This window comes from Kribbella sp. NPDC051137 (genome assembly GCF_040682535.1).
GTDB classification, from domain to species: domain Bacteria; phylum Actinomycetota; class Actinomycetes; order Propionibacteriales; family Kribbellaceae; genus Kribbella; species Kribbella karoonensis.
In genome coordinates this window covers 92572-117771 of record NZ_JBFBBI010000003.1, presented here as the reverse complement: position 1 = coordinate 117771, position 25200 = coordinate 92572, and the positions used below count along the sequence as shown (strand labels likewise).

The following is a 25200-nucleotide window of genomic DNA, read 5'->3' as shown; positions in this document are numbered from 1 at the left end:
ACTCCCTCGCCGGGGATCGATGCAGCCGAGCCTCCCACTCCCACCAAAAAGAATCAAGCGTGCTTGTTTTTGCGTTACGGGATGACCGGCGACTCCCAGTCGGCCCACTGTGCGGTCGCCTTCCGCCACGCTGCCGGCGGTACGACCCGGGCCGCGGCCAGGAGCACGAGGTGCCGGAGGGCGTTCGTGTCGGAGTTCCGCGCCACCCCGGCGCGGGCAGCGGCCATCATCGGCTGCACCCGGGCTCGGCGCTCCGAGTCGTAGCGAGCCAGATCGTCGACGTATGCCGCGAGTACGACGGCGTCCTCCAGCGCCTGGCAGGCGCCCTGGCCGAGGTCGGGGGTCATCGCGTGCGCGGCGTCCCCGAGGAGTACGACGCGGTCCTTCACGAACGTCGGCACCGGGTCGATGTCGAGCATGTCGTTGTGCAGGACCTGATCCTCGGGCGTTGCGTTCACGAGGTCCGGGATCGGGTGGTGCCAGGTGCCGATCCGGCGAAGCACCTCCGCCTGGTTGTCGGCGTACAGGACGTTCGGCCGCGGCTCGTTCGCGGTCAGGAACCAGTAGACGCGCTCGTCCGGCAACGGCAGGACGCCGACTTGTTCGCCGCGGCCCATCGAGAGCGACTCCCGCACCGGCCACACCGATCCGGACGGAGTCACGCCGCGCCAGATCGTGCGGTGCTGGAAGACCGCGTCGCCGGACCACAACGTCCGTCGCGTCAGGCTGTTCACGCCGTCGGCCGCGATCACCAGGTCCGCCCGCCGCTCCTCGCCCGCGCAGCGGACGGTCCCGTCGGTCGTCACCGCGGTCACCTCGGTGTCGGTGTGCAGCACCGACTCCGGCAGCGCCTTCCGCAGTACGTCGTGCAGGTCCGCACGGTGGATCGCGAGTACGCCGACGTCGTCCGGGTGGTTGCGCCGTACCCACCGGCCACCCGGCGTCAGGATGTTGCCGCGGGAGATCGTCGGGACGCCCCGATCGCTGACGTCGACGCCGAGCGCGGCGAGTGCCTTCACCGCGTTCGGCCAGAGCGTCAGGCCCGCGCCGACCTCGGCGATCACGGGCGCGCGTTCCAGCACGCTCACCGACCAGCCGCGCCGCCGCAGCCCGATTGCCGCCGCCAGACCGCCGATCCCGGCGCCGATCACCAACGCAGTCCGTTCACCGACAACCATGTCCCGGAGGTTACTGACTGCCGATGCGCCGAACGCTTCGGGGGCCGAGTGGTCTGTTCAACGGTCGTCTAAAGGGTTTCGGAGTGGTCCAGCCGGTGCTACTCAGGTGGGATGCATGGTTCGCTGCCGGGGAAGGCCGCCGAGATCCGGGCGTTGTTGCTGAGTCTGATCGACACGCTGCCGGAGGGCGCCGCGCTGCCTCCCGAGCGCGAACTCGCCGCGCGGTGGAACGTCGCCCGGATGACGCTGCGGCGCGCCGTCGACGAACTGGTGATCGAGGAGCTGCTGGTACGGCGGCACGGTAGCGGCACGTACACGACCCGGCCGAAGGTGGCGCGCTGGCTCGGGATGATCGGGTTCTCCGAGGACATCCGGCGGCGCGGGATGCGGCCGGGCAGCACGATGCTGGAGTTCCGGCACCAGAAGGCCGAGCGGGCCGCGGCGCGGCGGCTGCGGATCCCGGTCGGTGACCCGATCATCGCGTTCACCCGGCTACGGCTGGCCGACGACCACCCGATGGTGGTGGAGCGCACCACGCTGCCGGCCGGGTACGTCCCGGGGCTGCGCGCCGAGGACCTGAACGGCTCGCTGTACGACCTGCTGACCAGCCGGTACGGCATCGACGTGGTGAGCGCGACCTCGCGGCTCGAGCCGATGATGCCGGACGCCAAGACGGCCGGCTGGCTGGACATCCCGACCACCCAGCCGTGCCTCGCGCTGCACGGCATCAGCTTCGACAGCCGCGACCGCGTCTTCGAGTACACGTCGGCCGTGTACCGCGGCGACCGCTACGCCTTCACCACCGAACTCCGCACCACCACCCCCAGCCCCCGCGCCAACGCCCGAGGCCTCTAGCGGAAAACTCCTGTATGACCGAGCGAGTACCGCCCGGGCTGTGGATAAACTGCCAGGCCGTGTGGGCCGCTGCCGACCGGGATCTTCGCGAGCAGTTTGCCGTCGCTCAGGCGGATCGCGTAGACCACCGAGTTGTACCGGCCCGACACCCAGAACACCAGGCCGTCCGGTGACAACCCGCCCATGTCGGGGCTGCCGCCGCCGATGATCTTGATCTTCCGCACTACCTTGCGGGTCCGGAAGTTCAGCAGTGAGACCGATCCCTCGCCGCGGTTGGTGATGACCAGGTACTGCGAGTTCCGCGTCACGTAGAGCCCGTGCGCACCCTTGCCGGTCGGGATGAACGCCTTGATCGCGACCGGCGGCCGCGCGGACAGGACCCAGATCCCGTTGCTGACCATGTCGGCGACGTAGAAGAACCGCCCGTCCGGCGACAGCTTCACGTCCTGCGGCATCGGCATACCCATCCGGCGGCGGGCCGGCAGCCGCACGACCTGGGTGACCTTCTCTGCGGCCGTGTTCACCACGAGCAGCTCGGCGGAGAACTCGCAGGACACGAGGAACGACGTACCGTCCGCGGTGAAGTCGGCGTGGTTCACCCCGGCGCAGGGGACCGGAACCGTCTTCTGCACCGCCATCGTGTGCGGATCGCGGAACACCAGTTGCCTGTCGTTCGACGCCATCACGACCGCGTGCTTGCCGTCCGGTGTGAAGTACAGGTTGTACGGGTCGTGGACGGCGACCGGCCTCCCGGGCAGGCCGGTCAGCGGGTTGATCGGTGTCAGCGTGTTGCCGAGGTCGTTGTTCACCCACAGCGTCTTCAGGTCCCACGACGGTACGACGTGCTGCGGCTCGCGGCCGGTCCGGAACGTGCGGATGACCTTGTACGTGCGCGGATCGATCTCGGTCACGGTATCGCTGCCGCTGTTCGGTACGTAGATGCGCTCCGGGAACCGGCGTACCGCGGCGGCGAACCTGCCCGGGCGGTCGGCGGCCCACACGTCGGTCGGCGACAGCGGGGCAGGCATACCGGGGAGCAGCGAGCTTCTGGCGGCCGGCGTGACGTGCGCGCCCGACGTCGTCGGGGCCCGAGTCGGCGAGGGGGAGGGCGTGGTCGCGATGTCGGTGTGGCTGTTGCCGGAACAGCCGCCGACGGCGAGCAGCAGAACCATGCCCAGGGCAACGGTCCGCTTCATTGGAGTAGTTCGCTCAAGGTGACCGGCGTGAGGTGTTTGGCCTGCAGACCGGAGAGGATCTCGGGCAGCGCGCTGAGCGTCACCGGGTGCCCGAGGTGCAGGCTGACGATCGATCCCGGGCGGGCGCCGTCCAGGACCGCCTTCACCACGGTCGCGGCAGGCGGGTCCTGCCAGTCGAGGCCGTCGACGTCGTACGACACACAGGCAGCGTAACCGGAGGCGGCCGCGGACGACCGGATCAGCGGCGTGGTCTGCTGGGTCCCCGACGCGCGGAACCAGCGCCCTTGCGACTTCGCCGTACGGCGAAGCACCGCGGCGCAGTCGTGTACTTCGCGCCGGGCGTCCGCCGCGCCGAGCTTGCGCATCGGCTTGTGGTGCATCGTGTGGTTGCCGAGGTCGTGCCCGCCCCGCAGGACCCGGGTGGCCATCTCGGGATGGGCGACCAGCCAGGTGCCGACCGCGAGCACGCTGACCTTGGCGCCGGCGTGCTCGACGAGGTCGAGGAGCTTGGCGCCGAGCGCCGGATCGCCGTTGCCGTGGAACGTCAGCGCCACCCGCGGCACGGTCCGCGGGCCGTGGCCGATCTCGACGGCCTCACTAGGTGGCGCGGGCTTCGGCCCCGTCGGTTGCGCGGTCGGTTGCGCCGTCGGTCGCGCGGTGGGTGGCGACGCGGACGTCGGGGTAGTCGGGGGTGGGGCACTCGCCTGCTGGTTGTTCGAGCAGGCGGCCGCGGCGCCGGTACCGATCGCCAGCAGTGCCGTCCGGAGGACCGTTCGACGTTCGACAGCCATAGGCGGGAACGTACGTAGATCATGCTGAGCGGACCCTGAGCAGTCAGCGTGATTGCGGAGCGGAACCCGATGGTCACTAAGGTGCTGCGGTGGACCTCGCGCGCCCGATCAGCACCGTCGTGCCCTCACTGGACGGGCCGGTGCTGCTCGTCCTGGCCGCCGCCGAAGAAGGCCTGTCGGGTCGCCAGATCCACAAGCTCGCCGGCTCCGGCAGTGTCGCGGGCGTCCGGCTCGTCCTGCAACGGCTGGCGGCGACCGGTCTGGTCCACGGCGACGACTTCGGCAACTCACTGCTGTACCGCCTCAACCGCAAGCACCTGCTCGCCCCGATCGTCGAGCAGCTCGCGAACCTCCGCAGTACGTTGACCGCCCACCTCGCCGCCGAGATCAGCAGCTGGCACATCCCACCAGTCCATGCCGGCCTGTACGGCGCGGTCGCCCGCGGAGACGGCGACCTGGACAGCGACGTCGACGTGCTCCTGATCCGCCCGGACCACCACGCCGCCGACGACACCCTCTGGACCGCCCAGGTCAGCCACCTCATGCAGACCGTCGTCGATCTGACCGGCAACGCCGCGCACGTCTTCGAACTGAGCCAGTCCGAACTCGCCGCCCACCTGGCCGACGCCCCCATCCTGAACGACTGGACCGACCCCGCCCTCCACCTCACCGGCCTCCCGCTGACCGAGGCCGCACGGGTGCCAGCGGCCCTCTGAACCGCCTACTGTCGCCTGAATGAGACTGATCGACGTACCGCCCGTCGACCTCACCTGCTCGGACCAGCCCGACGCCGCGGTGATCGCGCCAGGTGAAGAGGTGCTGATCCGGACCTGGTCCGCCGCCGAGTACCCGTTCCTCACCGGCCCGCTGCGCGTCGACGGCGTACGGCCGGGAGACACGCTCGCGTTCCACCTCGAGGAGCTGAGGTTGGACTCAGCCGGCCGGTTCGGCTTCGCCACCACGACGAAGCGATGGGAGCCGTGGGGCGGCGTACTGCGTGAATCCGCGGCGGCCGAGTACGTCGGCCACGCCGAGATCGTCGGCGACCGGGCAGTCCTCGACGGGCGCCACAGCATCGAACTCCGCCCGATGCTCGGCTGGATCGGCCTCGTCCGCGAGACGCTGATCGCCGACCCGTGGGACCACGGCGGCAACCTCGACACCCGCGAACTCCGGCCGGGTGCGGTCCTCTACCTGCACGACGACCTCGGCTCGGGCCGGTTCGTGATCGGCGACGTACACGCCGCGATGGGTGACGGCGAGGTGAGCGGCCAGGGGATCGAGATCTCCGCGCACTGCCGCCTCCGCGTCGAGGTCCACCGGAGCACGCAACCGCATCGACCGCTGGTCGAGACGCCCGACACGCTCGTCCACCTGTGCAGCCGTTTCACCGAGAGGGACGCCTACACGCAGGCCGTCTCGGACGCCGCACATCACCTGGCCGCGTCGCAGGGCGTCGGATTCGAGGAGGCGAACGCGCTGCTCAGCCTGATCGGCGACCTGCGGGTGTCGAGCGTCGTCTCGCATTCGCCGACCTTCAAGATGCTCGTCGCCCGCGAGCACCTCGCCCCGGTGTCCGACCTCCTCCAGGTGGCGAAGCCGGCCCTGCCGTACACGTCTCCCTAGACCACCTCGAGGTAGTCCTTGCCGGGGAGTGTCGGGAACGGGGCGTGTGGTTCGGTCTGGTACCAGTACGACGTCGAGGCGAGGTCGTCCTGGAGTTGGAGGAAGCGGCCGTCGCGGCGCCAACCGAGGGCCTGCACGGTGACGCGGAGGTCCTCGGTGAAGCGGATCGCGTCCTGGATGTGCCAGCGGTACAGGCCGAACCGCTGCTGGTTGTCGAAGAACCCGCCCGGCTCGATCACCTGCGGCATCCCGAGGTACGGCGTCGTGAAGGGCGCGTACTGCCCGGCCGGATGCTCGAACCCCCACGCCCCGCCGAAGTAGTCCTCCGTACCGGTACCGCAGATCGTCGGGTACTCGTCGTCGCCGTCGAGGTAGAACTTGAACTCGCCCTCGCCCCACCACCCGCTGTTGTTGCAGCCCCAGGCCAGGTACGTCCCGACGTACTGCCCCTGCCCGCGGACGCCGTCGAGCAGCGTGTGCACCTCGCCGTACGGGACCGGGTTCGAACGGCGGAACTGCGCGTGGAAGTAGGCCATGTCCGCCGGGACCTCGGTGCGGACGAAGTCGACCTGGTAGAAGAAGTTCTCGATCTCCGTCTCCAGCAGGTTCTCGATCGTGATCCGGGCGCCGGCGCGGAACGGCATCTGCCAGTAGCTGTTGAACCCGCCCTTCGGGTTCACCGCGATCGGGATCGAGCTGACCTGGCAGTGCCGGCCCCAGCCGTTGCAGAAGAAGTCACCGAGCGGTACTTCGACCGACGGCGTCTCCTCGCCGTCCCAGTACATCCGCAGTACCAGCGAACGCCAGGTGTTCGAGTCGACGGTGATCCAGATGTGCGTGATCGCGCCCGCGCCGTCGATCTCCGCGAGCGTCGTGGTCGACTCGGGCGCGAGGTTGACGCAAGGCTGGATCTTCCAGCCCGGACCGAGGTCGCGCGCCTGCCGGGACAGCACGCCCTCGGTCGCCCGCGCACCGCCGCCCTTGGCTCCGTCCGGGTTCTCCGCGCTGATCGAGTAGGAGCGCGCGGACGACAGCCGCGCCAGGTTGCCGAGATGTACGTCGAGACCGTTGAAGTCACCCATACCCGACGACCCTAGGGCGAGCTCCGCCCTGTCACACCTGGTCGCATGAGACCGCTGGCTCCGGTTTCGGTCGAGTGGTCTACCCAAGGTGCTTTACCGAGCGCGATTCGTCGGTAACAGTGAACCGGTGTCTGCTTCGTCTGTCGCGCTGATCGGTCCTCCCGGCCCGGCGACCGCGTTCGCCGCCGCCGGTCTCCTGTTCGTCCGGTACGACGAGCTGCCCGCGGACCTCACGGCGTACCGGGCGGTGGTCGTGCTCGCCGGGAACTACCCGGAGCCGACGCGGCTCGCCTCGGCTCCGCTCGCGGAGTACGTCCGCGGCGGCGGGACGGCGTACGTCGAGTTCGCGGTCGACGACGGCTTCCTGCCGGGCGGGCCGGTGCGGGACGCGCACATCGAACGCATCTTCACCCGCGAGGCGCTGACCGGGATCGAACCGCTGAGCATCCTCGACGAACACCTCTCCCGCGCCCAAGAGGTGGTCGCCCCGGAAGGCGCGACCGAGCTGCTCACCTACGGCTCGGTCGCCGGCACTCACAAGGCGGTCTTCGGCCCGCCCGAGCACACCTTCCCCGCCCTCCTCGACATCCCCGTCGGCACAGGTCGCCTCCTTTACGCGACCACCGCCCTCAGCCACCACATCCAGGGCCGCTACAAACCCGTACGCCGCTGGCGCCGCCTCCTGCAGCTCATCTCGGCGAACCTCGTCGGAGCGGACGCCCCGCCCGACCTCGAGGTCTTCACCGAACCCCACGTCTGGGTGGCATCAGGCGAACCCGTGAAGCTCGTCGTCCGTGGGCCCGAGAAACCACAGACGGACCTGGAACTGGTCGAGGCCTCACCCGGCCGATACGAATCGGAGCCGTCGGTTCTCCCGGACGGCGAACACACCTTCGCCGTCGGCAACCAAACGACCACGATCACCGTCGGCCCCCGCCGTGAGCGCTACCGCCGGATGATCGACCGCGGTATCGCCTGGTTCGACCGGGCCGGCATGTTCTACGACGCCCCCGACGGCTCGGAGGGCGTCGCCGAAGGCTTCTCCAACGAGATCGGCTTCGACGGCAAACTGCCCTTCCGCCCGGTCCCGCGCGGCGACTGCTACACCCAGACCGCCCACGCGTTCCGGATGTACGCCGACCTCACCGGCGAGACCCGCGGCCACACAGTCGCGGAGAACCTCATGCGCCACGTGGTCGAGGAAGAACAACTCACCGACCGCAACTACCTGTACGGCGCCTTCGAACCACGCGGCGCCCGCACCGACCTCACGGCGACCAACAACCTGTTCGCCGACGACGGCGGCTGGATCTCGCTCTTCGCCCTGATCTCCGGCCACCTCGAGTCCGGTCTCCGCGGCGTGGAGTCCCTGATCCGCACCGCCAACACCGAACTCGGCCTCCAGGTGGACCCGTGGCGTACCCCGTCCACGCTGATGGTGAAGGGCTGGGACGAGTTCGGCCGCAGCCCGATCGAGGACGGCCTCGACCTCACGTCGCACTGGCAGAGCTCCGCGCTGTGCGCGTACCTCTACGCGTACGGGATCACCGGCGAAGCGTCGTACCTGGAGATCGCCGAACGCGGACTCGACCACATGGCCTCCCACCACCCGCGCGCCCGCCTCGAAACCAGCCGGACCTGCGAGGCCGGCCGCTTCCTCCTGCCGCTCGCCGGCGGGTACTTCTACACCCGCAAACCCCTGTACCTGCGGACGATGCTCGACCTCGCCGAGTACCTGAAGAGCCGGCAAGGCCCGGACGGCGGATTCGCCGAGTGGGACGGCAAGTGCCCGCCGAGCAACGAGGCGTACGGCGTCGACGAGGCGTCGATCTTCCAGGCGAACGGCGACCCGGTCACCGACCAGCTGTACGGCACACCGTTCGCCGCCTGGGCGCTGCCGATCGTCCACCAGATCACCGGCGAACCGGTCTTCGAGGAGCTCGCGCACGGCGTCCTGGACTACCTGAGCCGGATCCAGATCGACGACCCGGACGACGACCAGCTCGACGGGACCTGGCAGCGTGCCTTCGACTTCGACGCCTGGGAGTACTTCGGCTCGAACGCCGACATCGGCTGGGGACCGTACTGCGTGGAGACCGGGTGGTCGGTCGCGCCGACGCTGATAGCCGCCATGCAATACCTCCACGGCAGGCCGTTCTTCCCGCCTGCTCCCGCCGCCGCGGCGTCGGCGACCGGCGCCGCCTCGGTTGTTGCCTCGGTGCGCGCCGAGTTCGACTCGATCCGGCGCGGCGAGCCCGCCGAGCCCGCCTTCCACCGTCGTGAGGACGGACGGATCGTCCGGGTCCAGGGCGGAGTACCGGCGGTCCTCGGCGACCTGCGCGCCGTGGGTGAGCCCGCGTGGGCGCGCAACGAGCCGGTGAACTCGTACGAGATCTACGTCCGCGGGGCCGACAACCACCTGCACCACACCTACCTCGACGACCGCGTCGGGCAGGGCCGCTGGCAGCAGCTCGGCGACCTCGAACTCGCCGACGACCCGGTGGTTGCCTTCAACCCCGGCGCGGACGCGGTCGAGGTGTACGTCCTGGGCGCCGACCGCCGCATCCACCACTGCTCGATGATCGACGTCCGCGGCGGCCACACCCCGTGGGAACCTGTCGGTACGCTGCACTTCACCGGCTCCCCGGCCGTGATGTACGACGAAAAGCTCGGCTCGGTCCGCCTGGTGGCGAACGACACCGCCGGCCAGGACCGCCGGACCCGCAAAGTGAACCGCTGGCACCTTCCCTGGCAAGACTATTCACACTGGATCACCGCATGACGCAGATCGCTATCGACGGCGGGCAGTCCGCCCTCCGCCTCCGGGTTCTCCCGTCCGGCCGGGTCGGGAGCGGGCCCGGCTACACCCACGGGCCGGACGCGATGCCCAAACTCCTCGACGCGATCCGTGCCGCCGCGGCTGAGGCTCAGCTGAACGGGCCGGTCGAGGTCGTCGCGCTGGGTCTCACCGGTTATCCACAGGCACCGGGTGCCGCGGAACGGCTGGCGGCGGACGTCGCCGAACTGCTGGACGCGGACGAGGTACGGCTGACGCAGGACATGGTCACCGCGCACGCGGGAGCACTCCCGGACGGGTACGGCGTAGTGGTTGCCGCAGGCACCGGATTGGTCTGTCTCGCGGTCGACCGGGACGGGACCTGGCGCAAGCTCGACGGGCACGGGTACCTGTTCGGCGACGCGGGCAGCGCGTTCGCGATCGGCCGCGCCGGGCTGGTCGCCGTACAGCGGGCCCGGGACGGACGCGGGCCCGCGACCAAGCTCGCCGACACGTCGCTCGACCCGGTGACGCTCTACCGCTCGTCGACGCTGGTCGACGACGTCGCGCGGTTCGCCCCCGAAGTACTGCGCTGCGCCGCCGAAGGCGATCCGGTCGCGCACGAGCTCCTCGTCCGGGCGGCCGCCGACATCGCCGAGACGATCTCCGCGGCCGTCGCCCAGCTCGCCGGCGAAGGCGCCGTACCGGTCGCCTGTGTCGGCGGCCTGTTCGCCGGTGCCGGCGAACAACTCCTGGCCCCCGTCCGCGCGGCCCTTCCCGCGCGGGCGGAACTCTCCCCCGCGGCCGGCAATTCGCTCGACGGCGCCGAACGCCTGGCCACCGGACCCGCCGGAACGTACGCCGACCTGATTGTGACGCACCGTCGATGAGAACCCTTGCCCCCGGCACCCTGGCGGTGTCCTGTCAGGCAGGTCCGGAGAACCCGTTCCACGGCCCGGCCGGGATGGCGCTGATGGCGCAGGCCGCCGAGGCCGGCGGCGCGGGCGCGATCCGGGCGAACGGGCCGCGCGACGTCGCGGCGATCCGGGCGGTCACCGACCTGCCGATCATCGGCATCCACAAGCTCGGCGACCCGGCCGGCGTGTTCATCACCCCGACGTACGACGCGGCGGTCGGGATCGTGGCCGCCGGCGCCGACCTGATCGCCTTGGACGCGACCTTGCGCCCACGGCCCGACGGGCAGCCGGTCGCGCGACAGATCGCCCGCATCCACTCCGAGCTCGGCGTACCGGTGATGGCCGACGTGGACACCCTCGACGCCGGTCTGGCAGCCCGGGACGCGGGCGCCGACGTGGTGGCGACGACGCTGTCCGGCTATACCAATGGCCGTCCGCCGACCGGACCGGACGTCGAACTGGTTCGGCAGCTCGCGGCCAAACTCGACTGTCCGGTCGTCGCCGAGGGCCGGATCCGGACCCCGGAAGACGTCCGCAGCGTGTGCGATGCGGGCGCGTACGCCGTCGTGGTCGGGCACGCGATCACCAACCCGATGGATCTCACCGCGCGGCTGGTCGCCGCTGTCCCGTTGTCATAAACCACGAACAGTGGTCTAGTCGATCTTGTCGACCGAGGTCGAATCCCCTTCCGCGCACTGCATTGACCGGCGTATCCATGAGCCAGTCAACGCCCTGAGAGGACTCGTCATCATGATCGAGGTCGACCGCCGTACCCTGTTCCGCGCCGCCCTGGCCGGATCCGCCGTCGCCACGCTCGCCTCCTGCGCGAAGCCCGTCCAGAGCAAGAGCGCACCGGCTGCCGGCGGATCGTCGGTGGACGGCAGCAAGCCGCTGGAGTTCTTCAACTTCGACGGCGGCTACGGCAAGGAATGGACCACGATGCCGCTGGATCTCTACCGCAAGGAGTTCCCGAAGGCGGACGTCAAGCTGACCAGCGGGCAGCAGCTCCAGCAGCAGCTGCAGCCGCGCTTCATCCAGGGCGACCCGCCGGACCTGATCGAGAACGTCGGCCTGGACGGCGCCACGCTGGCCGCGCAGAAGCAGGTCATGGACATCGGCTCGCTGCTCGACATGGACGCGTACGACGAACCCGGCAAGAAGGTCCGCGACACGCTGCTCCCCGGCGTCGCCGAGGCCGGCCGGTACGACGGCGTGAAGTACGAGATGCCGTACGTGTTCGGCGTCGGCGGGATCTGGTACAGCAAACCGCTGATGGACAAGCACGGCTGGGAGTACCCGAAGCACTGGGACGAGATGCTCGCGCTCTGCGAGGAGATCAAGAAGACGACCGACATCGCGCCGTGGACGTACCAGGGCAAGTTCCCCGGGTACCTCACCAACCCGATGCTGATGACGGCGTACAAGGCGGCCGGCCCGGACCTGAAGAAGAAGGTCGACAACCTGGAGCCGAACGCGTGGCGCGACCCGGCGCTGATCGCGGCTGCCGAGGGCTACCAGGAGCTGGCCGTGAAGGGCTACCTGCTGGAAGGCTCGCAGGCCCTGACCCACACCCAGTCGCAGACGTACTGGGCACAGGGCAAGGCGGTCTTCATCCCGTGCGGCGGCTGGCTGGAGAACGAGCTCGGCGACATCGCCCCGAAGGACCTCGGCATGACGATGGTCCCGGTGCCGGGGATGTCGTCCGCGGACAAGGCGCCGTTCGAGACCGTCACCGGCGGGCCGGGCGGTGCGCTGATCGTGCCGTCCAAGGCGAAGAACCCGCAGGGCGGGCTGGAGCTGCTGCGGATCATCCTGTCCAAGCAGTGCATGAAGAACTTCACCAAGGTGACCAAGTCGCTGACCGTGGTGAAGGGTGCCAGCGACGGCCTCGAGCTGTCGTCGGCGAACAAGTCCATGCAGGCGGTGATCACGGCCGCCGGCACCAACATGTTCGCGGACTGGCAGTGGCGGCTCTGGTACAAGAAGCTGCTCGACAACTCCGACAAGGCGATGGCCGCGCTGATGAACCGCGAGCTGACACCGGACGGGTGGAGCAAGCAGATGCAGAAGTACGCCGACGAGACCGCCAAGGATCCGTCGATCAAGAAGTTCCACGTCTGATGCACCACGGGAAGTACCGCTTCATCGTCAGCCTGCTGCTGGTGCCGCTGGCCGTCTACGCGGTGTTCGTGATCTCGCCGTACGTGCAGGCGTTCCCGATCGCGTTCACCAACTGGGAGGGGCTGTCGGCCAGCTACCAGTACATCGGCTTCGGGAACTTCGTGACGCTGTTCCACGACTCGGTGTTCTGGGTGGCGTTGCGGCACAACCTGTTCCTGCTGGTGTCGTTGCCGATCATCATCGTGACGTTGTCGCTGTTCTTCTCGGCCGCGCTGAACTACCGCGGCGGCGTACCGGGTTCGCGGATCTACAAGGTCGTGTACTTCTTCCCCGGCGTGCTGTCGATCGCGATCGTCGGCGTGCTGTGGCAGTTCGTCTTCGAGCCGCGGAACGGGTTGCTGAACGGGTTCCTGCGCGCGATCGGGCTCGACGGTCTGACCCGGCTCTGGCTCGGTGACGGTCGTACGGCGCTGGGCTCGATCATGGCCGTGGTGGTGTGGGGCGGCGTCGGGTTCTACGTCGTACTGTTCACGGCCGCGATGGCGGCGATCCCTCGCGAGCTCTACGAGGCGGCGCTGCTGGACGGGGCCGGCGCGGTGCAGTCCTTCCTCCGGGTGACGTTGCCGCTGATCTGGAGCACGGTGCAGACCGCGCTCGCGTTCCAGGTGATCGGGGCGCTCGACATGTTCGCGCTGGTCAAGATCCTGTCGGTCGGGCCGGGCGGTCCGGACGACGCCACCCAGGTGATCTCGCTGTACATGTACACGAACGCCTTCTCGTACGGGAAGTTCGGCTATGCGTCCGCGATCGGAGTCACGTTGTTCCTGATCAACATGATCCTGACCCTGCTCACGTTCCGGCTGACCCGCCGCGAGCGGGTCGAGTACTGAGGAGGGTTCCGTGGCTCTTCTGACGTCTCCCACCCGGTCGACCGCTCCCGCCGTACCTCCGTCTTCCGGCCCGGCCCGGGGTGCCGTCGGGGCGCGGGTGCTCGGCGGTGTGTCGCAGGGGTTCCTGCTGGTGTGGGGCGCGATGGTCGTGTTCCCGTTGCTGTGGGCGGTGCTCAGCTCGTTCAAGTCCGACCAGGACATCTTCACCAGCCCGTGGAGCCTGCCGTCGCGGTGGCGCTGGGACAACTTCTCACGTGCGTGGAACGAGTCGCACATCGGCTCGTACTTCTTCAACAGCGTCGTCGTCGTGTGCTGCGGCGTCGTACTGACGTTGCTGTTGTCGTCGGCGGTCGCCTACGTTCTGGCGCGGTTCGAGTTCCCGGGGTCGCGGGTGCTGTACTACGTGTTCGTCGCGGGGATGGTGTTCCCGGGGTTCCTGGCGTTGGTGCCGCTGTTCTTCGTCGTACAGAACCTGGGGCTGCTGAACACGTACCTGGGATTGATCCTCGTGTACGCGGCGCACGGGATGTCGTTCTCCGTGTTCTTCCTGACGGCTTTTTTCAGGACTCAGTCGAAGGAGCTTGCCGAAGCGGGACTTGTGGACGGGTGTTCTCATTGGGGTGTGCTCTTTCGCATCATGTTGCCGCTCGCCCGGCCCGGCCTGGTCAGTATCGGCATCTTCCAGTTCCTCGGGATGTGGAACGAGTACCTGCTTCCGCTGGTGCTGAACACCGACGAGAGCCGGTACCTGGTCACCCAGGGGCTGGCGAACATCGCGGTCACCCAGGGCTATCACAGCGACTTCTCAGGATTGTTCGCCGGACTGACCATCTCGATAATTCCGGTCCTGGCCGTATATCTTGGATTCCACCGTCAGATCAGCGCCGGAATGACCGCGGGAGCCCTCAAGTGACCGAACTCCTCCTGGCCGCGACGTCCCTGGACGTCACCCCACCGCCCGGTCACCGGCTCGACGGGTACGCCGCCCGCGCGGGAGTCGCCACCGGTACGGCGGACCCGTTGAACGCGACCCTGATCTGGCTGTCGAGCACCGACGACCCGGGCGTCCTGTGGCTGACGCTGGACGCGATCGCCGTCGGCCGCGAACTCGTCTCCGAACTCGCCTCGGCGGCCGCGTCGGCAGCCGGCATCCCTCCGTCACACGTCGTGGTGTCCGCGTCGCACACGCACTCCGGTCCGTCCGGCTGGACCGGCGAGATCCACCCGGTGATCCCCGCCGCCCGCGAATGCGACCTGGTCGACGCGCTGCTCGGTGCGGTGAAGTCGGTCCGGCTCGAGCGGCAACCGGTGACCGCGTCCTGGCGATCCGTCGAGGTCGTTGGCGTCGGCACCAACCGGCACCGCCGCAACGGGCCGCACGACAACACCGCCGGCGTCCTCGCACTGCACTCGCTCTCGGGTTCCCTCGAAGCGGTGCTGCTGGACTTCGCGTGCCACCCCACGACGTACGGCCCCGAGAACATGAAGTACTCCGCCGACTGGCCCGGCGCCGCCCGCGCCGCGCTCGCCCCCGCCGTCGTCGGCTTCCTCCAAGGTGCGGCCGGCGACGTCAGTCCGCGCTTCACCCGCCAGGGCCGCGGCGCCGCCGAGGTCAACCGCCTCGGCTCGCTGCTGGCCGGCCGTGTCCGCGAAGCCCTCGCCCACCCCGGCCTCGAACTCCCCCAGTCCCCACCGGCGATCCGCCGTACGACGCTCACCCTGCCGGTCCGCAACATCCCACCCGCCGCCGAAGCCGAAAGGGTCGTCTCCGCCGCCGCCAGCCACGTCAACGGCACCGACGACCCCTCCGGCCGCATCTCCCAGACCCGCCTCGACGGCGCCCGCGGCCAAGCCCTGATGGCCGCCGCCGCCCTCCCCCCGGCCTTCGACCTCCCGATCAGCGCCGTCACCATGGGCGACGTCTGCTGGATCAACCTGCCGGTAGAACTCTTCGCGGTCCACGGAGCCTGCCTCCAGTCCGACAGCACCCACCCCATCACCCGGGTAGTCGGCTACACCGACGGCTACTACGGCTACGTGGTCGACCCGTCCGCCGCCGAAGCCGGCACCTACGAAGCCCTCATCACCTTCTTCGACCAACCCACCACCAACCAACTCATCACCGAAACCGCCAACTTCGTCAACACCTGAGGCATCCCCGCGGCCGCTTCGCGCCTGCAACCCCTGTCGGGCTCAAAGATGAGCCCTCGAATGCCCAAACTGGACGGGGCGGCGCATCACCCGGGACGCCGCCGCCGCTCGGCACGATAGGTCTTCGGCGCGGACAGGAGGAGTGATGCCACTTCGGCCGTTGATTCTCACGGGTGGGCCTGCGGTCGGGAAGAGTGTGACGGGCCGGGCTCTCGCGGAAGGGCGTGCGACCTGCGCCTTCGTGGATGTGGACGACGTACGGCAGCTTGTCGTGTCCGGCGCCGCGGCTCCGTGGAACGGCGCCGAAGGACGTAAGCAGCAGCGGATTGGCGTGGTGAACGCGTGCGGCATCGCCCGCAACTTCCTGGCTGCGGGCGTAGAGGTTGTCATCGCTGACGTGCTCACGCCCGAGACCTCCGAGTTGTACAAGCAGGAGCTACCCGACTGCCTGATCGTTCACCTGATCGTCGACCTGCCGGAGGCCTTGCGGCGGGCGGCGTCGCGCAAGGTATGGCTCACCGACGCCGAGTTCCGAATGCTCCACGCCATGGACACGGCGAACCCGCCGTACGCCGACCATCGCCTCCAGGTGGACACGATCGACCTGCCGAACCAGATCGCCCTGGTGGCAGATCTCTGGGCGGCATGAGACAGCGCGTGCTCCGGCGCTGTGGACTCAGCCTCGCGATGTGCGGATGGTTCGGGCGGCCTTGACCAGTTGGGTGAGGGTGGTGCGGACGGCGGTGCGGGCGGTGTGTTCGGGGCGGTGGAGGGCGTCTATGTGGCGGAGGGTGTGGACGCCGCGGAGGGGGTGGAGTGAGACGGCGGGGTGGGGGCGGGCGGTCCAGCGGGGGATGAGGGCGAGGCCGGCGCCGGCGGCGACCAGTTCGGTGACGACGGTGAATTCGTTGACGCGGTGGACGAGGTCGAGGCGGTGGTTGGCGGCGGCGCCGATGGCCTCGATGGTGGCCATCAGGGGGAAGCCGTCGTGGACGGTGATCCACGGTTCGTGGGCGACGTCGCGCGGGGTGAGGATGCGCTTGGCCGCCAGCGGATGGCCGACCGGTACGGCGACGTCCAGCGGCTCGCGGAGCAGCGGGGTGACGGTGACCGTACGCGGCCAAGCCTCCGCGTGGTCGAGGCGATGCGCCAGCACGATGTCGTACTCGCGGGTCAGCGGCGGGAAGTCGTCCTGCGGTACGTCCTCGTCGTGCAGGTGCAACTCGGCAGCGGCCCGCAGGAGCAGCGGGAAGAACGAGGCCGCCGCGCTGTGGAAGGCCGCGACCGAGACCGAACCGTCGGGTCGGTCTACGAACTCATCGACGGCATGCCTCGCCCGGGCCAGCGCGGACTCGACATCCGCCGCGGCGCTCGCGAGCGCCTGACCGGCGGCGGTCAGGACGACCCGCCGGCCGGAGCGTTCGGTCAGCGGGACCGGCATCGAACGCTGCAACAACCTCAACTGCTGCGACACCGCCGACGGAGTGACCAGCAACGCCTCGGCGGCAGCCGTCACGCTGCCGAGCTCACCGACTTCCCGAAGAACCCGCAACTGTCGCTCGTCCACAATGACACTGTAGGCCCGCTACATCCTCGTTGAAGAACTTCGGTCTTGGCTACAACATCGGAATCGGTCACCGTTGACCCGTGCCCGGATCCCGCCGTATCGACCTCGTCCTGCTGCTGGTTGCGGTCGTCTGGGGTTCGAGCTATCTCGCCGCGAAGACCGCCACCGCGACCCTGCCCGTACTCACCGTGCTGTTCCTCCGTTACGGCATCTCCGCCCTGGCGCTGCTTCCCGCCGCGCGACGAGCCAACCGCGCCGAGTTACGGACAGGACTCATCCTCGGCCTCACCCAAGCCGCGGTGCTGATCCTCGAGACGTACGGCGTCACCCACACCACCGCCGCGAACGCCGGCCTGATCATCAGCCTGACGCTGGTTCTCACGCCGCTGATGGACCGCCGTCGCATGCCGCCGAGGTTCTACCTGGCTGCTTCGGTCTGCGTGCTCGCCGTCGGCCTGCTGATGTCCGGCAACGGCCTCCACCAAATGGGCGTCGGTGACCTGCTGATGCTCGCGGCCGCCGTCGTACGCGCCGGCCATGTCGCGCTCGTCGGCCGCCTCGCCCGCGACATACGTCCGCTCCAACTGACCGCGATCCAGTCCCTCGTCGGTACGGCGCTCTTCGTCGTACCCGCCCTGCCCCACCTGCCGACGGCCCCGGCGACCTGGCTGCAGATGACGTACCTGGCCCTGTTCTGCAGCGTGTTCGCATTTCTCGCGCAGACGTGGGCGGTGCAGCGTACGTCGGCCAGTCGCGCCAGTCTGCTGCTCGGTACCGAGCCGATCTGGGCCGTTGCCATCGGCATCGGTCTCGGCAACGAGCGGCTGACCGTACCGGCCGTGCTCGGCGCCGTCCTCATGCTGGCCGGCACCACCTGGGGTCAATCCATCGAACGCCGTCACCGGGAGACTGCCTGCCTGACACCTCCGCGGGCCGAGCCGGTCACGCCCCGGTGACGCCGTCGAGCTGTTCGCGCAGGATGTCCGCGTGGCCGTCGTGCCGGGCGTGTTCGCGGATCAGGTGCACGTAGACCCAGCGCAGCGACACCTCGCCGCCGCGCGGATGCGGTACGACGTCATCGAGCGTCAGCGCGCCGGCGATCCGCCGCGACTCGGTGCACGCTTCGTCGTAGGCGGCGATGATCCCGTCGATCGTCTCGTCGTCGGCGATCTCCCAGCTGTCCGGCCCACCCGCGGACTCGCCGGCGATCTCGGACCGCGGCCGCCCGGCGACGATGTGCTGGAACCAGTTGCGCTCGACGCCGGTCAGGTGCTTGACCAGACCGATCGGCGTGGTCGACGAAGGCACCAGCCGGCGTCGGGCGTCCTGTTCGGACAGGCCGCGGAGCTTCTCCACCGCGACCTGCCGATGTGATTCCAGAAAGGCCTCTAGTACTTCACGTTCCCCTGCAGTACGTACCAAGTCCTCCACACAGGGACTCTAACGGGTCCACTTCTGGTCGTCAGATCCATTACAGGCGGCCGTTACGACCGCGGCGCCATTGCTGGTGCCTGCTGCGGTCAGACAGCGCGTCGGGTCGGCCACACTTGTCACCGTCTCGTCCGCGTTGAGCTCCCACGCCTGGTTGGTCGCCCCTGTGCAGTTTTCGATCGTCACGGCGGAGCTGCCGGCCGTCATGCACTTGTCGGCGTACACAGTGAGCTGCTTTGTCGCCGTGTAGTTCCAGGACTGGTTGCCGCCGTTGTTGCAGTCCCACAGGTCAAGCGACGTACCAGGTGCTGTTGAGAACCCCGGTACGTCGGTGCACCGGCCGCTGGCGACTCCGCGCAGCGGCTGGCCCGGCGGGGACGGCGGCAGTGTGTTGGTCGGCTCGTCCTTCAGCAACCGCCAGCCCCACCACAGCTGGTCCAGCCCGCTCCGGCTGTTGACCTGGAGATCAGCCGGACCCACCTGCGTCGTCATCGAGTAGGAATCACCCGTACGGAGTCCTGGCCAGTACACGATGCCCATCTCGTTCTCACGGGCGACCTGGGTGAGGGCGCCGAGGTACGACGTGTACACGTTGCCTTCGTGGTTGCCGTAGTTCAGCCCGATCGTCATGGGTGACCCGGCCTCGTCGATGATCGTCCGCGACCCGTACGACCCGATCCGCGGCCGCAGGTTCGCCAGCCACGCGGCCTCGGTGGTGTCGGACGCCCAGAACCCGTAGAAGTGCAGCGACAGGAGTGTCCCCTGCAGCTCCGGTGCCGCGCCGACCCCGGTCACGTTGTCGTTGTACCCGGTGCCGGAGATGACGATCCGGCTCCGCGGTACGTCGCTGTGCCGGGCGATCCACGCCGACGTCAGCGAGACCCAGTCGGTCAGCGAGTACCCGAACGGCTCGTTCATCGGCTCGAAGTACACGTGCGGGTTCTTCCCGTACGCCTTGACCACGGTGTCCCACATCGCCGCGTACGCCGTCGGGTCGTCGACCCGCCCGTCCTTGGCGTTGTCGGCCTCCCAGTAGCTGAGGATGACCTTGAACCCGCGCCCGACCGCGGCGTCGATCGCACCGCGGTACGAGTTCCACCAGGCGGTCCCCACGCTGGACGGGTTGATCGGCAGCCGGACCGTGTTCGCCTTCAGCTCCTGGTGGAACTCTCCGACGATCCCGTCCGCCTTGCGGTACGTCGTCGCGTAGTCGTCCGCCGTACTGAGGCCGGACGGTACGACCGCGTCGTGGGCGTAGTTGTCCCGCGGATCGGCCCAGTTCACACCGCGGAACCCGCCGGTGTTGCCGGGCAGCGGGGCCGCCGAGGACGGGGGGACGGTGAGCGCTGTGACGGCGGCGGCGACCGCGAGCGTCGCGGCGGCGAGGCGCCGGGCTGGTGATCTCATGCCGCCGATGTTCACGCAAACATTTCGTCCCGTCAATGCCTCGGCGCCGACTACTGAGCGTCTACAGCACGAGCTCCGGCTGCAGCTTCTTCGCCGGCCAGACCCGCTGCTTGCGGGCGGCCAGGGTGGAGGCGGCGATCGCGACCACGAACCACGCCCCCAGCGCGAGGAGGTCCCGCCCGAGCGACGCGCCGGGTCCGCCGTACATCAGGTGCCGGACGCCGTCGATCGCGTAGCTCATCGGCAGTGCGTGGTGGAAGAAGTACAGCGGCGCCGGGATCGTCTGCCACGGGAACGTACCGCCCGCGCTGACCAACTGGACCACCATCAGCACCAGGCCGAGGAACTTGCCCACCGCGCCGAACCAGGCCGACAGCGCGTGCAGGATCGCGACGAAGGTGAACGACGTCAGGATCAGGAATCCGACCGTCAGCCACGGATGCGCGGCGTTGATGCCGAGGCCGAGTACGACGGCGACGAACACCAGCGTCGCCTGCACCGCGCCGAAGAGGGCCGGAGGCAACCAACCGCCGAGAGCGACCCGGAACGGCGACTGCAGCGCGGCCAGCGCACGCGGCGACAGTGGACGGACCAGCAGGAACAGGACGTACGCCCCGATCCAGCAGGCCAGGCTGAGGAAGAACGGCGCCAGACCGGCACCATAGCTGTCTGCCGTGGCCTGAGAGACGTTCTGCAGCGTCACGGGAGCACCCAGCGTCTCCGCAACTGCCTTGCGCTGGGCAGCAGTCGGGTTGGGGATCTGCTTGACACCGTTCTGGAGCCCTGTGTTCAGCTGGGTCGCACCGGTCTTCAGCTGACCCATCCCGGTCGCAAGACTGTTCACACCGGTCAGCAACTGGCCCTGGCCGGTCACGGCCTGCTTCTCACCGGCAGCAAGCTTCTGCGCACCGGTCTGCAGCGTGCCCAGACCGGTCTTCAACTGGGTGGCACCTGTGTTGAGCTGGTGCGCACCGTTGGCGGCTGTGCTGATTCCGTTGGTCAGCGCGGGCGTCGCCTTGGCCAACTCGGACGCGCCATCGGACACCTTCCGCGCACCGGTCGCGAGCTGGTTGAGCTGCTTGGATGTCGACTGAATCTTCGTGTTGGCCTGTACGACGGGAGTCCGCAGCTTCGCCGTCTCCTGGAGAATCACCCGGATCTGGTGCTGACTGAGGCCCTGCTCCTTCAGCTTCGCGGCCAGCTGGGCGTCGAACGACTTGAGGTCCTGGACCAGCGTGCCGGACGCGGTCGCGACCTGCTTGCCGACACCGGCGATCTTCTCGTTGCCATCAGCAACCTGATCCGCGCCGTCGGCCAGCTGCTTGGTCTGCTTCGGCAGCGAAGCGGTCTTGTCCTTCAACGTTCCCAGGCCGCTGTCGAGCTGCGCGGCTCCACTCGCGAGCGACGACGCGCCCTGCGACGCCTGCGTTGCGCCACTGGCCAGCTGTGTCGCACCGGTCGACAGCTGCTTCTGCGCGGTGTTGAGCTGCGTCGCACCCGTCTGCAGCTTCGTGACACCCGTTGCCGCGGACGTCAACCCGGTCTGCAGCTGCGCGGCTCCGGCGGCCGCGGTACTGATCTGCTTGTGGATGGTGTTGTAGCCGGCCAGCAGCTGCGACGCGGCCGTCTCGCTCACCTGTGACGCCACCGTCTTCGTCACCTGCGCGACGACCTGGTTGGCGATCGTGTGTGCGATGTAGTTGTTGGCGTCGTTCGTCAGCAGCTCCAGCTCGGCCTGCCGCGGCTTGAAGTCCGCGCTCGACGCCAGATCCGCCGAGAACGACTTCGGCAGCACCAACGCGAACTCGTACTTCCCGTCGGAGACGCCTTGCGTCGCATCCGCCCGGTCCACCTGGTGCCAGTCGAAACTCTTCGACTTCACGAGTTCGTCCGCGACCTGGGGTCCGACGTTGAGCTTCTCGCCGGTCGCCAGCGTCGTACCTTGGTCCTCGACGACGACCGCGGTCGGAATCTTGTTGAGCCTGCCGTACGGGTCGTGGTTCGCGTAGAGGTACAGGCCGCCGTACAGCACCGGCACCAGCAGCAGCGCGACCACGGCCAGCTTGGGCAGCCGCCCGGCCGTCAGACGTCGCAACTCACTCAGGGCCATCCGCAGCGCGGTCACGCCTCTGCCTCCTCTTCTTCCTCAATTGCTTCCACAGGCTCAACAGGAGCGATAGGTGCGACCTGCACCGGGTCAGGCTGGTCTGTGTCACCCATGCGCGCTGCCTTGATGTCCAGGAGTCGCGCTGACGCGTCGGCGCACGTGATGATCACGCCGTACCCGTCCGCAGCCAGCCCGCGCCCCAGCTCGTACCAGTCATGCGGATCGCCACCATGGCGATCCGGCATGCACAGAATCACCACCTGTACGTCGGGACGCGCGACGGTGAGCTCCGTGAGCAGTCTGGTCCGCACGGCGACCGGCAGGTGCTCGAACCGCTTGTCGGCGTGCTCTGTCACGTCGTGCTCGTTCAGCCACTCCAGCACAGCCTTACGCCCCGCCTTGCGGCCGGCGATCGCCAGCTCCTCGCCGACGACCGTCTGAACCGGCAGCGCGTCGTCCGGCTCGGTGATGCCAGGGGCGTCGACCACGGCGACCCGTCGGCGCAGCAGCGCCAGGTCAGCCTTGCCGTCGAACCGGACCGTGCCGGTGTCGGGCTTGAGCCGCCCGGACAGTCCCAGTGCCGCGGCCACGTGTCCTGGGCCCGGATAACCGGTCAGGAGCACCACCTGATGATCCGCGACCGACACCGACGTGGCGAGCAGCATCGGTGCGTGCGGGCCACGCACACTGATCCCGACGGCCTCGAGCTCCATCCTGCATCCCCGTTCAATACGGTTGTGTATTCAATACAGAACTGTATCCTACTCCTATGGAACCTCCCAAGCGGCGCCGTTCGAACACGCGGGCACGTCTTCTCGAAGGCGCCCTCGAGGTGTTCGCCGAGCGCGGGTTCCACGGCGCGTCGGTGGAGGACATCTGCGAGCGTGCCGGGTTCACCCGCGGCGCCTTCTACTCGAACTTCGGCTCCAAGGACGAGCTGGTGCTCGCGCTGTTCCAGGCGACGACGGACCGGCTGCTGGAGCAGATCGAGGCGCTGCTGCCGGAGCTCGCCAGTCAGCCCGGCACGTTGCTCGACGCCGTCCTCGGACTGCTCGACGAGACGGCGCCTGACCAACGGCAGTGGCACCTGATCTCGGCGGAGTTCACGCTGCACGCACTGCGCGACCCGGAGGCGGCCGAGGCGCTGAACAAGCAGCGTGCGATGTTCCGCGAGAGCCTGACCCGGCTGGTCGAGCAGATCACCGAGACGAGCGGCCTCGAGCTGACCGTCCCGGCGGAGCAGTTCGTCCGGATGGTCATCGCCGTCCACGAAGGGGCCCGGTCGCAGAGCCTGCTCGAGCCGGACGACGTACCGGCGGGGACGCTGGAGCACACGTTCCTGCCGATGGTGCTGGAGGCGGTCAGCCGACCTTCACGCTGACCGTGTGCAGGCCGGTCGCGCCGTTCGGGGCGGGCGGCGCGGAGGACTCGACCTGCGGATTGCCCTGCGCGTCGAACGCCCGTACCTGCAGCATGTGCATGCCGTGCGGCGCGTTCCACGTCCAGTGCCACTGCCGCCAGGTGTCCACCGAGGGGTCCGCGGCCAGTGTTGCTTCCTGCCATGGGCCTCCGTCGACGCGGACCTCGACCCTGGAGACGCCGACGTGCTGGTCCCAGGCGACGCCGGCGACGGTCACCGGGCCCGGCGCAACCTTCTTGTTCTGCGGGGTGTCGATCCGCGACGACAGCTTGATCGGCCCGAGCGCCGACCACCCGCGCGGCGTCCAGTACCCCTCGAACTGGTCGAACCGCGTCACCTCGATGTCGACCAGCCACTTCGTCGCCGACACGTAGCCGTACAGGCCCGGTACGACGATCCGCACCGGGAAGCCGTGCTCCACCGGCAGCGGCTCACCGTTCATCGCGAACGCGAGCATCGCCTGGCGGTCGTCGAGCAGCGTCGGCAACGGCGTACCGGCGGTGAAGCCGTCCTTCGACGTGGACTTGATCGCGTCCGCGGCCTTCGACGGGCCGGCCTCCTGGAGCAGGTCCTTGAGTACGACGCCGGACCAGAGCGCGTTGCCGATCAGGTCGCCGCCGACCTCGTTGCTCACGCAGGTGAGCGTCACCCATTTGTGGATGACCTGGCGTCGGAGGAGGTCGTCGAAGGAGAGGTTGAGCTCGTGGTCGACCATGCCGTGGATGCGCAGCTTCCAGTCCGCGGGGACGATCTGCGGGACCGAGAGGGCGGTGTCGATGCGGTAGAAGTCCGCGTTCGACGTGGCCCACGGTACGGCGCCTTGTGCCTGGACGCCCGGTGGTGGCGTGAGGGTCGGCGGCTTCGGGAGCTGGAGTTGCTTGCGGGCGTCGGCGACGGCGGCGCGGTTCCCGCCGACGACCTTGCCGAGACCGGCGAACGCGGCCGAGCCGAGGGCCACGCCGGCGGAGAGTTGGAGGAAACCACGGCGGCTGACGGCGTCGTCGGGAAAGTCGACGAGCGGTTCGAGGCGCCGGCTGAAGAGGCGCAGTACCAGGAGTGCGGTGATGCCCGCCAGTGCAGACGGGAGGAACCCGGTCTGGCCGGAGTCCGCGCGGGTGAACGCGGCCGCCACGGCGACGCCGCTGAGCGCGATGGTGATCAGCGCGCCGGCCCAGTACCGGCGTACGGCGAGAACCCCGCCGACGGCGGCCAGCAGTGCGACGACGATCAGGATGCCGGCCCGGAGCGCGGTCTTGTCATGGGTCCCGAACCAGGAGATCGCCAGATCCTTCAACCACGGCGGCACCCGGTCGATGAACGCCGACCCGATCGCCACCACCGGCGTCTGCGGCGTTCCCAGGACGGCTGCAACCACCCCACCCACGGCCAACCCCGCCAACGCCGCAAGCACACCCCCGACAGCTCCCCGCCACCACAATCCCCGCCGCCCGACCCCACCGGGCCGCACGCCGCCGGGTTCTGTCGTCCGACCGCCGTCGCCGCCGGTCTCGGATCGATCGCCCGTCTGCTTACCTGCTTGCCCGGCATCTGGTGTGCTGGCGGGGCCTGGGTTGCCCGGGATATAGGTCGGCCAGGTGTCGGGGGTGCCGGGTTGGCGCTGGTTCACTTCTCAACGATTGCGCGAAGGGGCGCCCGACACCAGTCGGGCGCCCCATCCGTTAGTC

General features: G+C 69.1%; 23 protein-coding genes. 13 read left to right on the top strand and 10 right to left on the bottom strand.

Annotated elements, in window-relative coordinates; translation table 11 throughout:
* Positions 1-74: 74 nt before the first annotated feature.
* On the bottom strand, positions 75-1178 hold the full coding sequence (locus tag AB0M51_RS15470) for an FAD-dependent monooxygenase (protein WP_344188825.1): 1104 nt from the start codon (positions 1176-1178) through the stop codon (positions 75-77).
* Between the two features lie 111 nt (positions 1179-1289).
* On the opposite strand from AB0M51_RS15470, the gene AB0M51_RS15465 reads away from it, so the two are divergent.
* Positions 1290-2033 (top strand): GntR family transcriptional regulator, encoded by a 744-nt coding sequence (locus AB0M51_RS15465; RefSeq protein WP_344188826.1) that lies wholly within the window; start codon positions 1290-1292, stop codon positions 2031-2033.
* On the opposite strand, the gene AB0M51_RS15460 is transcribed toward AB0M51_RS15465, so the two are convergent.
* Together AB0M51_RS15460 and AB0M51_RS15455 are read right to left on the bottom strand one after the other, a co-directional pair.
* Complete coding sequence (locus AB0M51_RS15460; protein ID WP_344188827.1) at positions 2030-3229, bottom strand: YncE family protein; 1200 nt, start codon at positions 3227-3229, stop codon at positions 2030-2032. The genes AB0M51_RS15465 and AB0M51_RS15460 overlap by 4 nt on opposite strands.
* Positions 3226-4020, bottom strand: a complete 795-nt coding sequence (locus AB0M51_RS15455) for a polysaccharide deacetylase family protein (RefSeq protein ID WP_344188828.1) — start codon at positions 4018-4020, stop codon at positions 3226-3228. The genes AB0M51_RS15460 and AB0M51_RS15455 overlap by 4 nt, the downstream gene beginning before the upstream one ends.
* Before the next feature lie 89 nt (positions 4021-4109).
* On the opposite strand from AB0M51_RS15455, the gene AB0M51_RS15450 reads away from it, so the two are divergent.
* Together AB0M51_RS15450 and AB0M51_RS15445 are read left to right on the top strand one after the other, a co-directional pair.
* Positions 4110-4736 carry a nucleotidyltransferase domain-containing protein gene (locus AB0M51_RS15450; RefSeq protein ID WP_344188829.1) on the top strand — a complete coding sequence of 209 codons (627 nt, stop codon included), beginning with the start codon at positions 4110-4112 and terminating at the stop codon, positions 4734-4736.
* Positions 4737-4755: 19 nt separating this feature from the next.
* A complete protein-coding gene (locus tag AB0M51_RS15445) occupies positions 4756-5646 on the top strand; it encodes an acetamidase/formamidase family protein (RefSeq protein ID WP_344188830.1) in 891 nt (296 codons plus the stop codon).
* On the opposite strand, the gene AB0M51_RS15440 is transcribed toward AB0M51_RS15445, so the two are convergent.
* Positions 5643-6728 (bottom strand): glycoside hydrolase family 172 protein, encoded by a 1086-nt coding sequence (locus tag AB0M51_RS15440; RefSeq protein WP_344188831.1) that lies wholly within the window; start codon positions 6726-6728, stop codon positions 5643-5645. The two genes, AB0M51_RS15445 and AB0M51_RS15440, sit on opposite strands and share 4 nt — an antisense overlap.
* 127 nt (positions 6729-6855) lie before the next feature.
* On the opposite strand from AB0M51_RS15440, the gene AB0M51_RS15435 reads away from it, so the two are divergent.
* From AB0M51_RS15435 to AB0M51_RS15400, 8 genes are all read left to right on the top strand, one after another.
* Entirely contained in the window at positions 6856-9510 is a 2655-nt protein-coding gene (locus AB0M51_RS15435) for a hypothetical protein (protein ID WP_344188832.1), read from the top strand.
* On the top strand, positions 9507-10394 hold the full coding sequence (locus AB0M51_RS15430) for a BadF/BadG/BcrA/BcrD ATPase family protein (protein ID WP_344188833.1): 888 nt from the start codon (positions 9507-9509) through the stop codon (positions 10392-10394). Before AB0M51_RS15435 ends, AB0M51_RS15430 begins: the two co-directional genes overlap by 4 nt.
* Positions 10391-11059, top strand: a complete 669-nt coding sequence (locus tag AB0M51_RS15425; RefSeq protein WP_344188835.1) for a putative N-acetylmannosamine-6-phosphate 2-epimerase — start codon at positions 10391-10393, stop codon at positions 11057-11059. Before AB0M51_RS15430 ends, AB0M51_RS15425 begins: the two co-directional genes overlap by 4 nt.
* 112 nt (positions 11060-11171) lie before the next feature.
* On the top strand, positions 11172-12542 hold the full coding sequence (ngcE, locus tag AB0M51_RS15420) for an N-acetylglucosamine/diacetylchitobiose ABC transporter substrate-binding protein (RefSeq protein WP_344188836.1): 1371 nt from the start codon (positions 11172-11174) through the stop codon (positions 12540-12542).
* Positions 12542-13432: a sugar ABC transporter permease gene (locus tag AB0M51_RS15415; protein WP_344188837.1), complete on the top strand. Its 891-nt coding sequence runs from the start codon at positions 12542-12544 to the stop codon at positions 13430-13432. The genes ngcE and AB0M51_RS15415 overlap by 1 nt, the downstream gene beginning before the upstream one ends.
* 10 nt (positions 13433-13442) lie before the next feature.
* Positions 13443-14345, top strand: a complete 903-nt coding sequence (locus tag AB0M51_RS15410) for a carbohydrate ABC transporter permease (RefSeq protein ID WP_344188838.1) — start codon at positions 13443-13445, stop codon at positions 14343-14345.
* Positions 14342-15583 carry a hypothetical protein gene (locus tag AB0M51_RS15405; protein WP_344188839.1) on the top strand — a complete coding sequence of 414 codons (1242 nt, stop codon included), beginning with the start codon at positions 14342-14344 and terminating at the stop codon, positions 15581-15583. Before AB0M51_RS15410 ends, AB0M51_RS15405 begins: the two co-directional genes overlap by 4 nt.
* Positions 15584-15728: 145 nt before the next feature.
* Positions 15729-16232: a hypothetical protein gene (locus tag AB0M51_RS15400; protein ID WP_344188840.1), complete on the top strand. Its 504-nt coding sequence runs from the start codon at positions 15729-15731 to the stop codon at positions 16230-16232.
* A 27-nt stretch (positions 16233-16259) separates the two neighbouring features.
* On the opposite strand, the gene AB0M51_RS15395 is transcribed toward AB0M51_RS15400, so the two are convergent.
* Entirely contained in the window at positions 16260-17150 is an 891-nt protein-coding gene (locus AB0M51_RS15395) for a LysR family transcriptional regulator (RefSeq protein ID WP_344188841.1), read from the bottom strand.
* Between the two features lie 80 nt (positions 17151-17230).
* On the opposite strand from AB0M51_RS15395, the gene AB0M51_RS15390 reads away from it, so the two are divergent.
* Positions 17231-18106: a DMT family transporter gene (locus tag AB0M51_RS15390; protein WP_344188842.1), complete on the top strand. Its 876-nt coding sequence runs from the start codon at positions 17231-17233 to the stop codon at positions 18104-18106.
* On the opposite strand, the gene AB0M51_RS15385 is transcribed toward AB0M51_RS15390, so the two are convergent.
* From AB0M51_RS15385 to AB0M51_RS15370, 4 genes are all read right to left on the bottom strand, one after another.
* Positions 18093-18581, bottom strand: a complete 489-nt coding sequence (locus AB0M51_RS15385; RefSeq protein ID WP_344188843.1) for a DinB family protein — start codon at positions 18579-18581, stop codon at positions 18093-18095. The genes AB0M51_RS15390 and AB0M51_RS15385 overlap by 14 nt on opposite strands.
* 9 nt (positions 18582-18590) lie before the next feature.
* Positions 18591-19988 (bottom strand): ricin-type beta-trefoil lectin domain protein, encoded by a 1398-nt coding sequence (locus tag AB0M51_RS15380; RefSeq protein WP_344188844.1) that lies wholly within the window; start codon positions 19986-19988, stop codon positions 18591-18593.
* A 61-nt stretch (positions 19989-20049) separates the two neighbouring features.
* A complete protein-coding gene (locus AB0M51_RS15375; protein ID WP_344188845.1) occupies positions 20050-22113 on the bottom strand; it encodes a YhgE/Pip domain-containing protein in 2064 nt (687 codons plus the stop codon).
* On the bottom strand, positions 22110-22808 hold the full coding sequence (locus AB0M51_RS15370) for a hypothetical protein (protein WP_344188846.1): 699 nt from the start codon (positions 22806-22808) through the stop codon (positions 22110-22112). Before AB0M51_RS15370 ends, AB0M51_RS15375 begins: the two co-directional genes overlap by 4 nt.
* 56 nt (positions 22809-22864) lie before the next feature.
* On the opposite strand from AB0M51_RS15370, the gene AB0M51_RS15365 reads away from it, so the two are divergent.
* Positions 22865-23476 (top strand): TetR/AcrR family transcriptional regulator, encoded by a 612-nt coding sequence (locus AB0M51_RS15365; protein WP_344188847.1) that lies wholly within the window; start codon positions 22865-22867, stop codon positions 23474-23476.
* Here the strand turns inward: AB0M51_RS15365 and AB0M51_RS15360 are convergent.
* Positions 23457-24899, bottom strand: coding sequence for a molybdopterin-dependent oxidoreductase (locus AB0M51_RS15360; RefSeq protein WP_344188848.1), 1443 nt, complete (start codon positions 24897-24899; stop codon positions 23457-23459). The genes AB0M51_RS15365 and AB0M51_RS15360 overlap by 20 nt on opposite strands.
* Between the last annotated feature and the right edge of the window lie 301 nt (positions 24900-25200).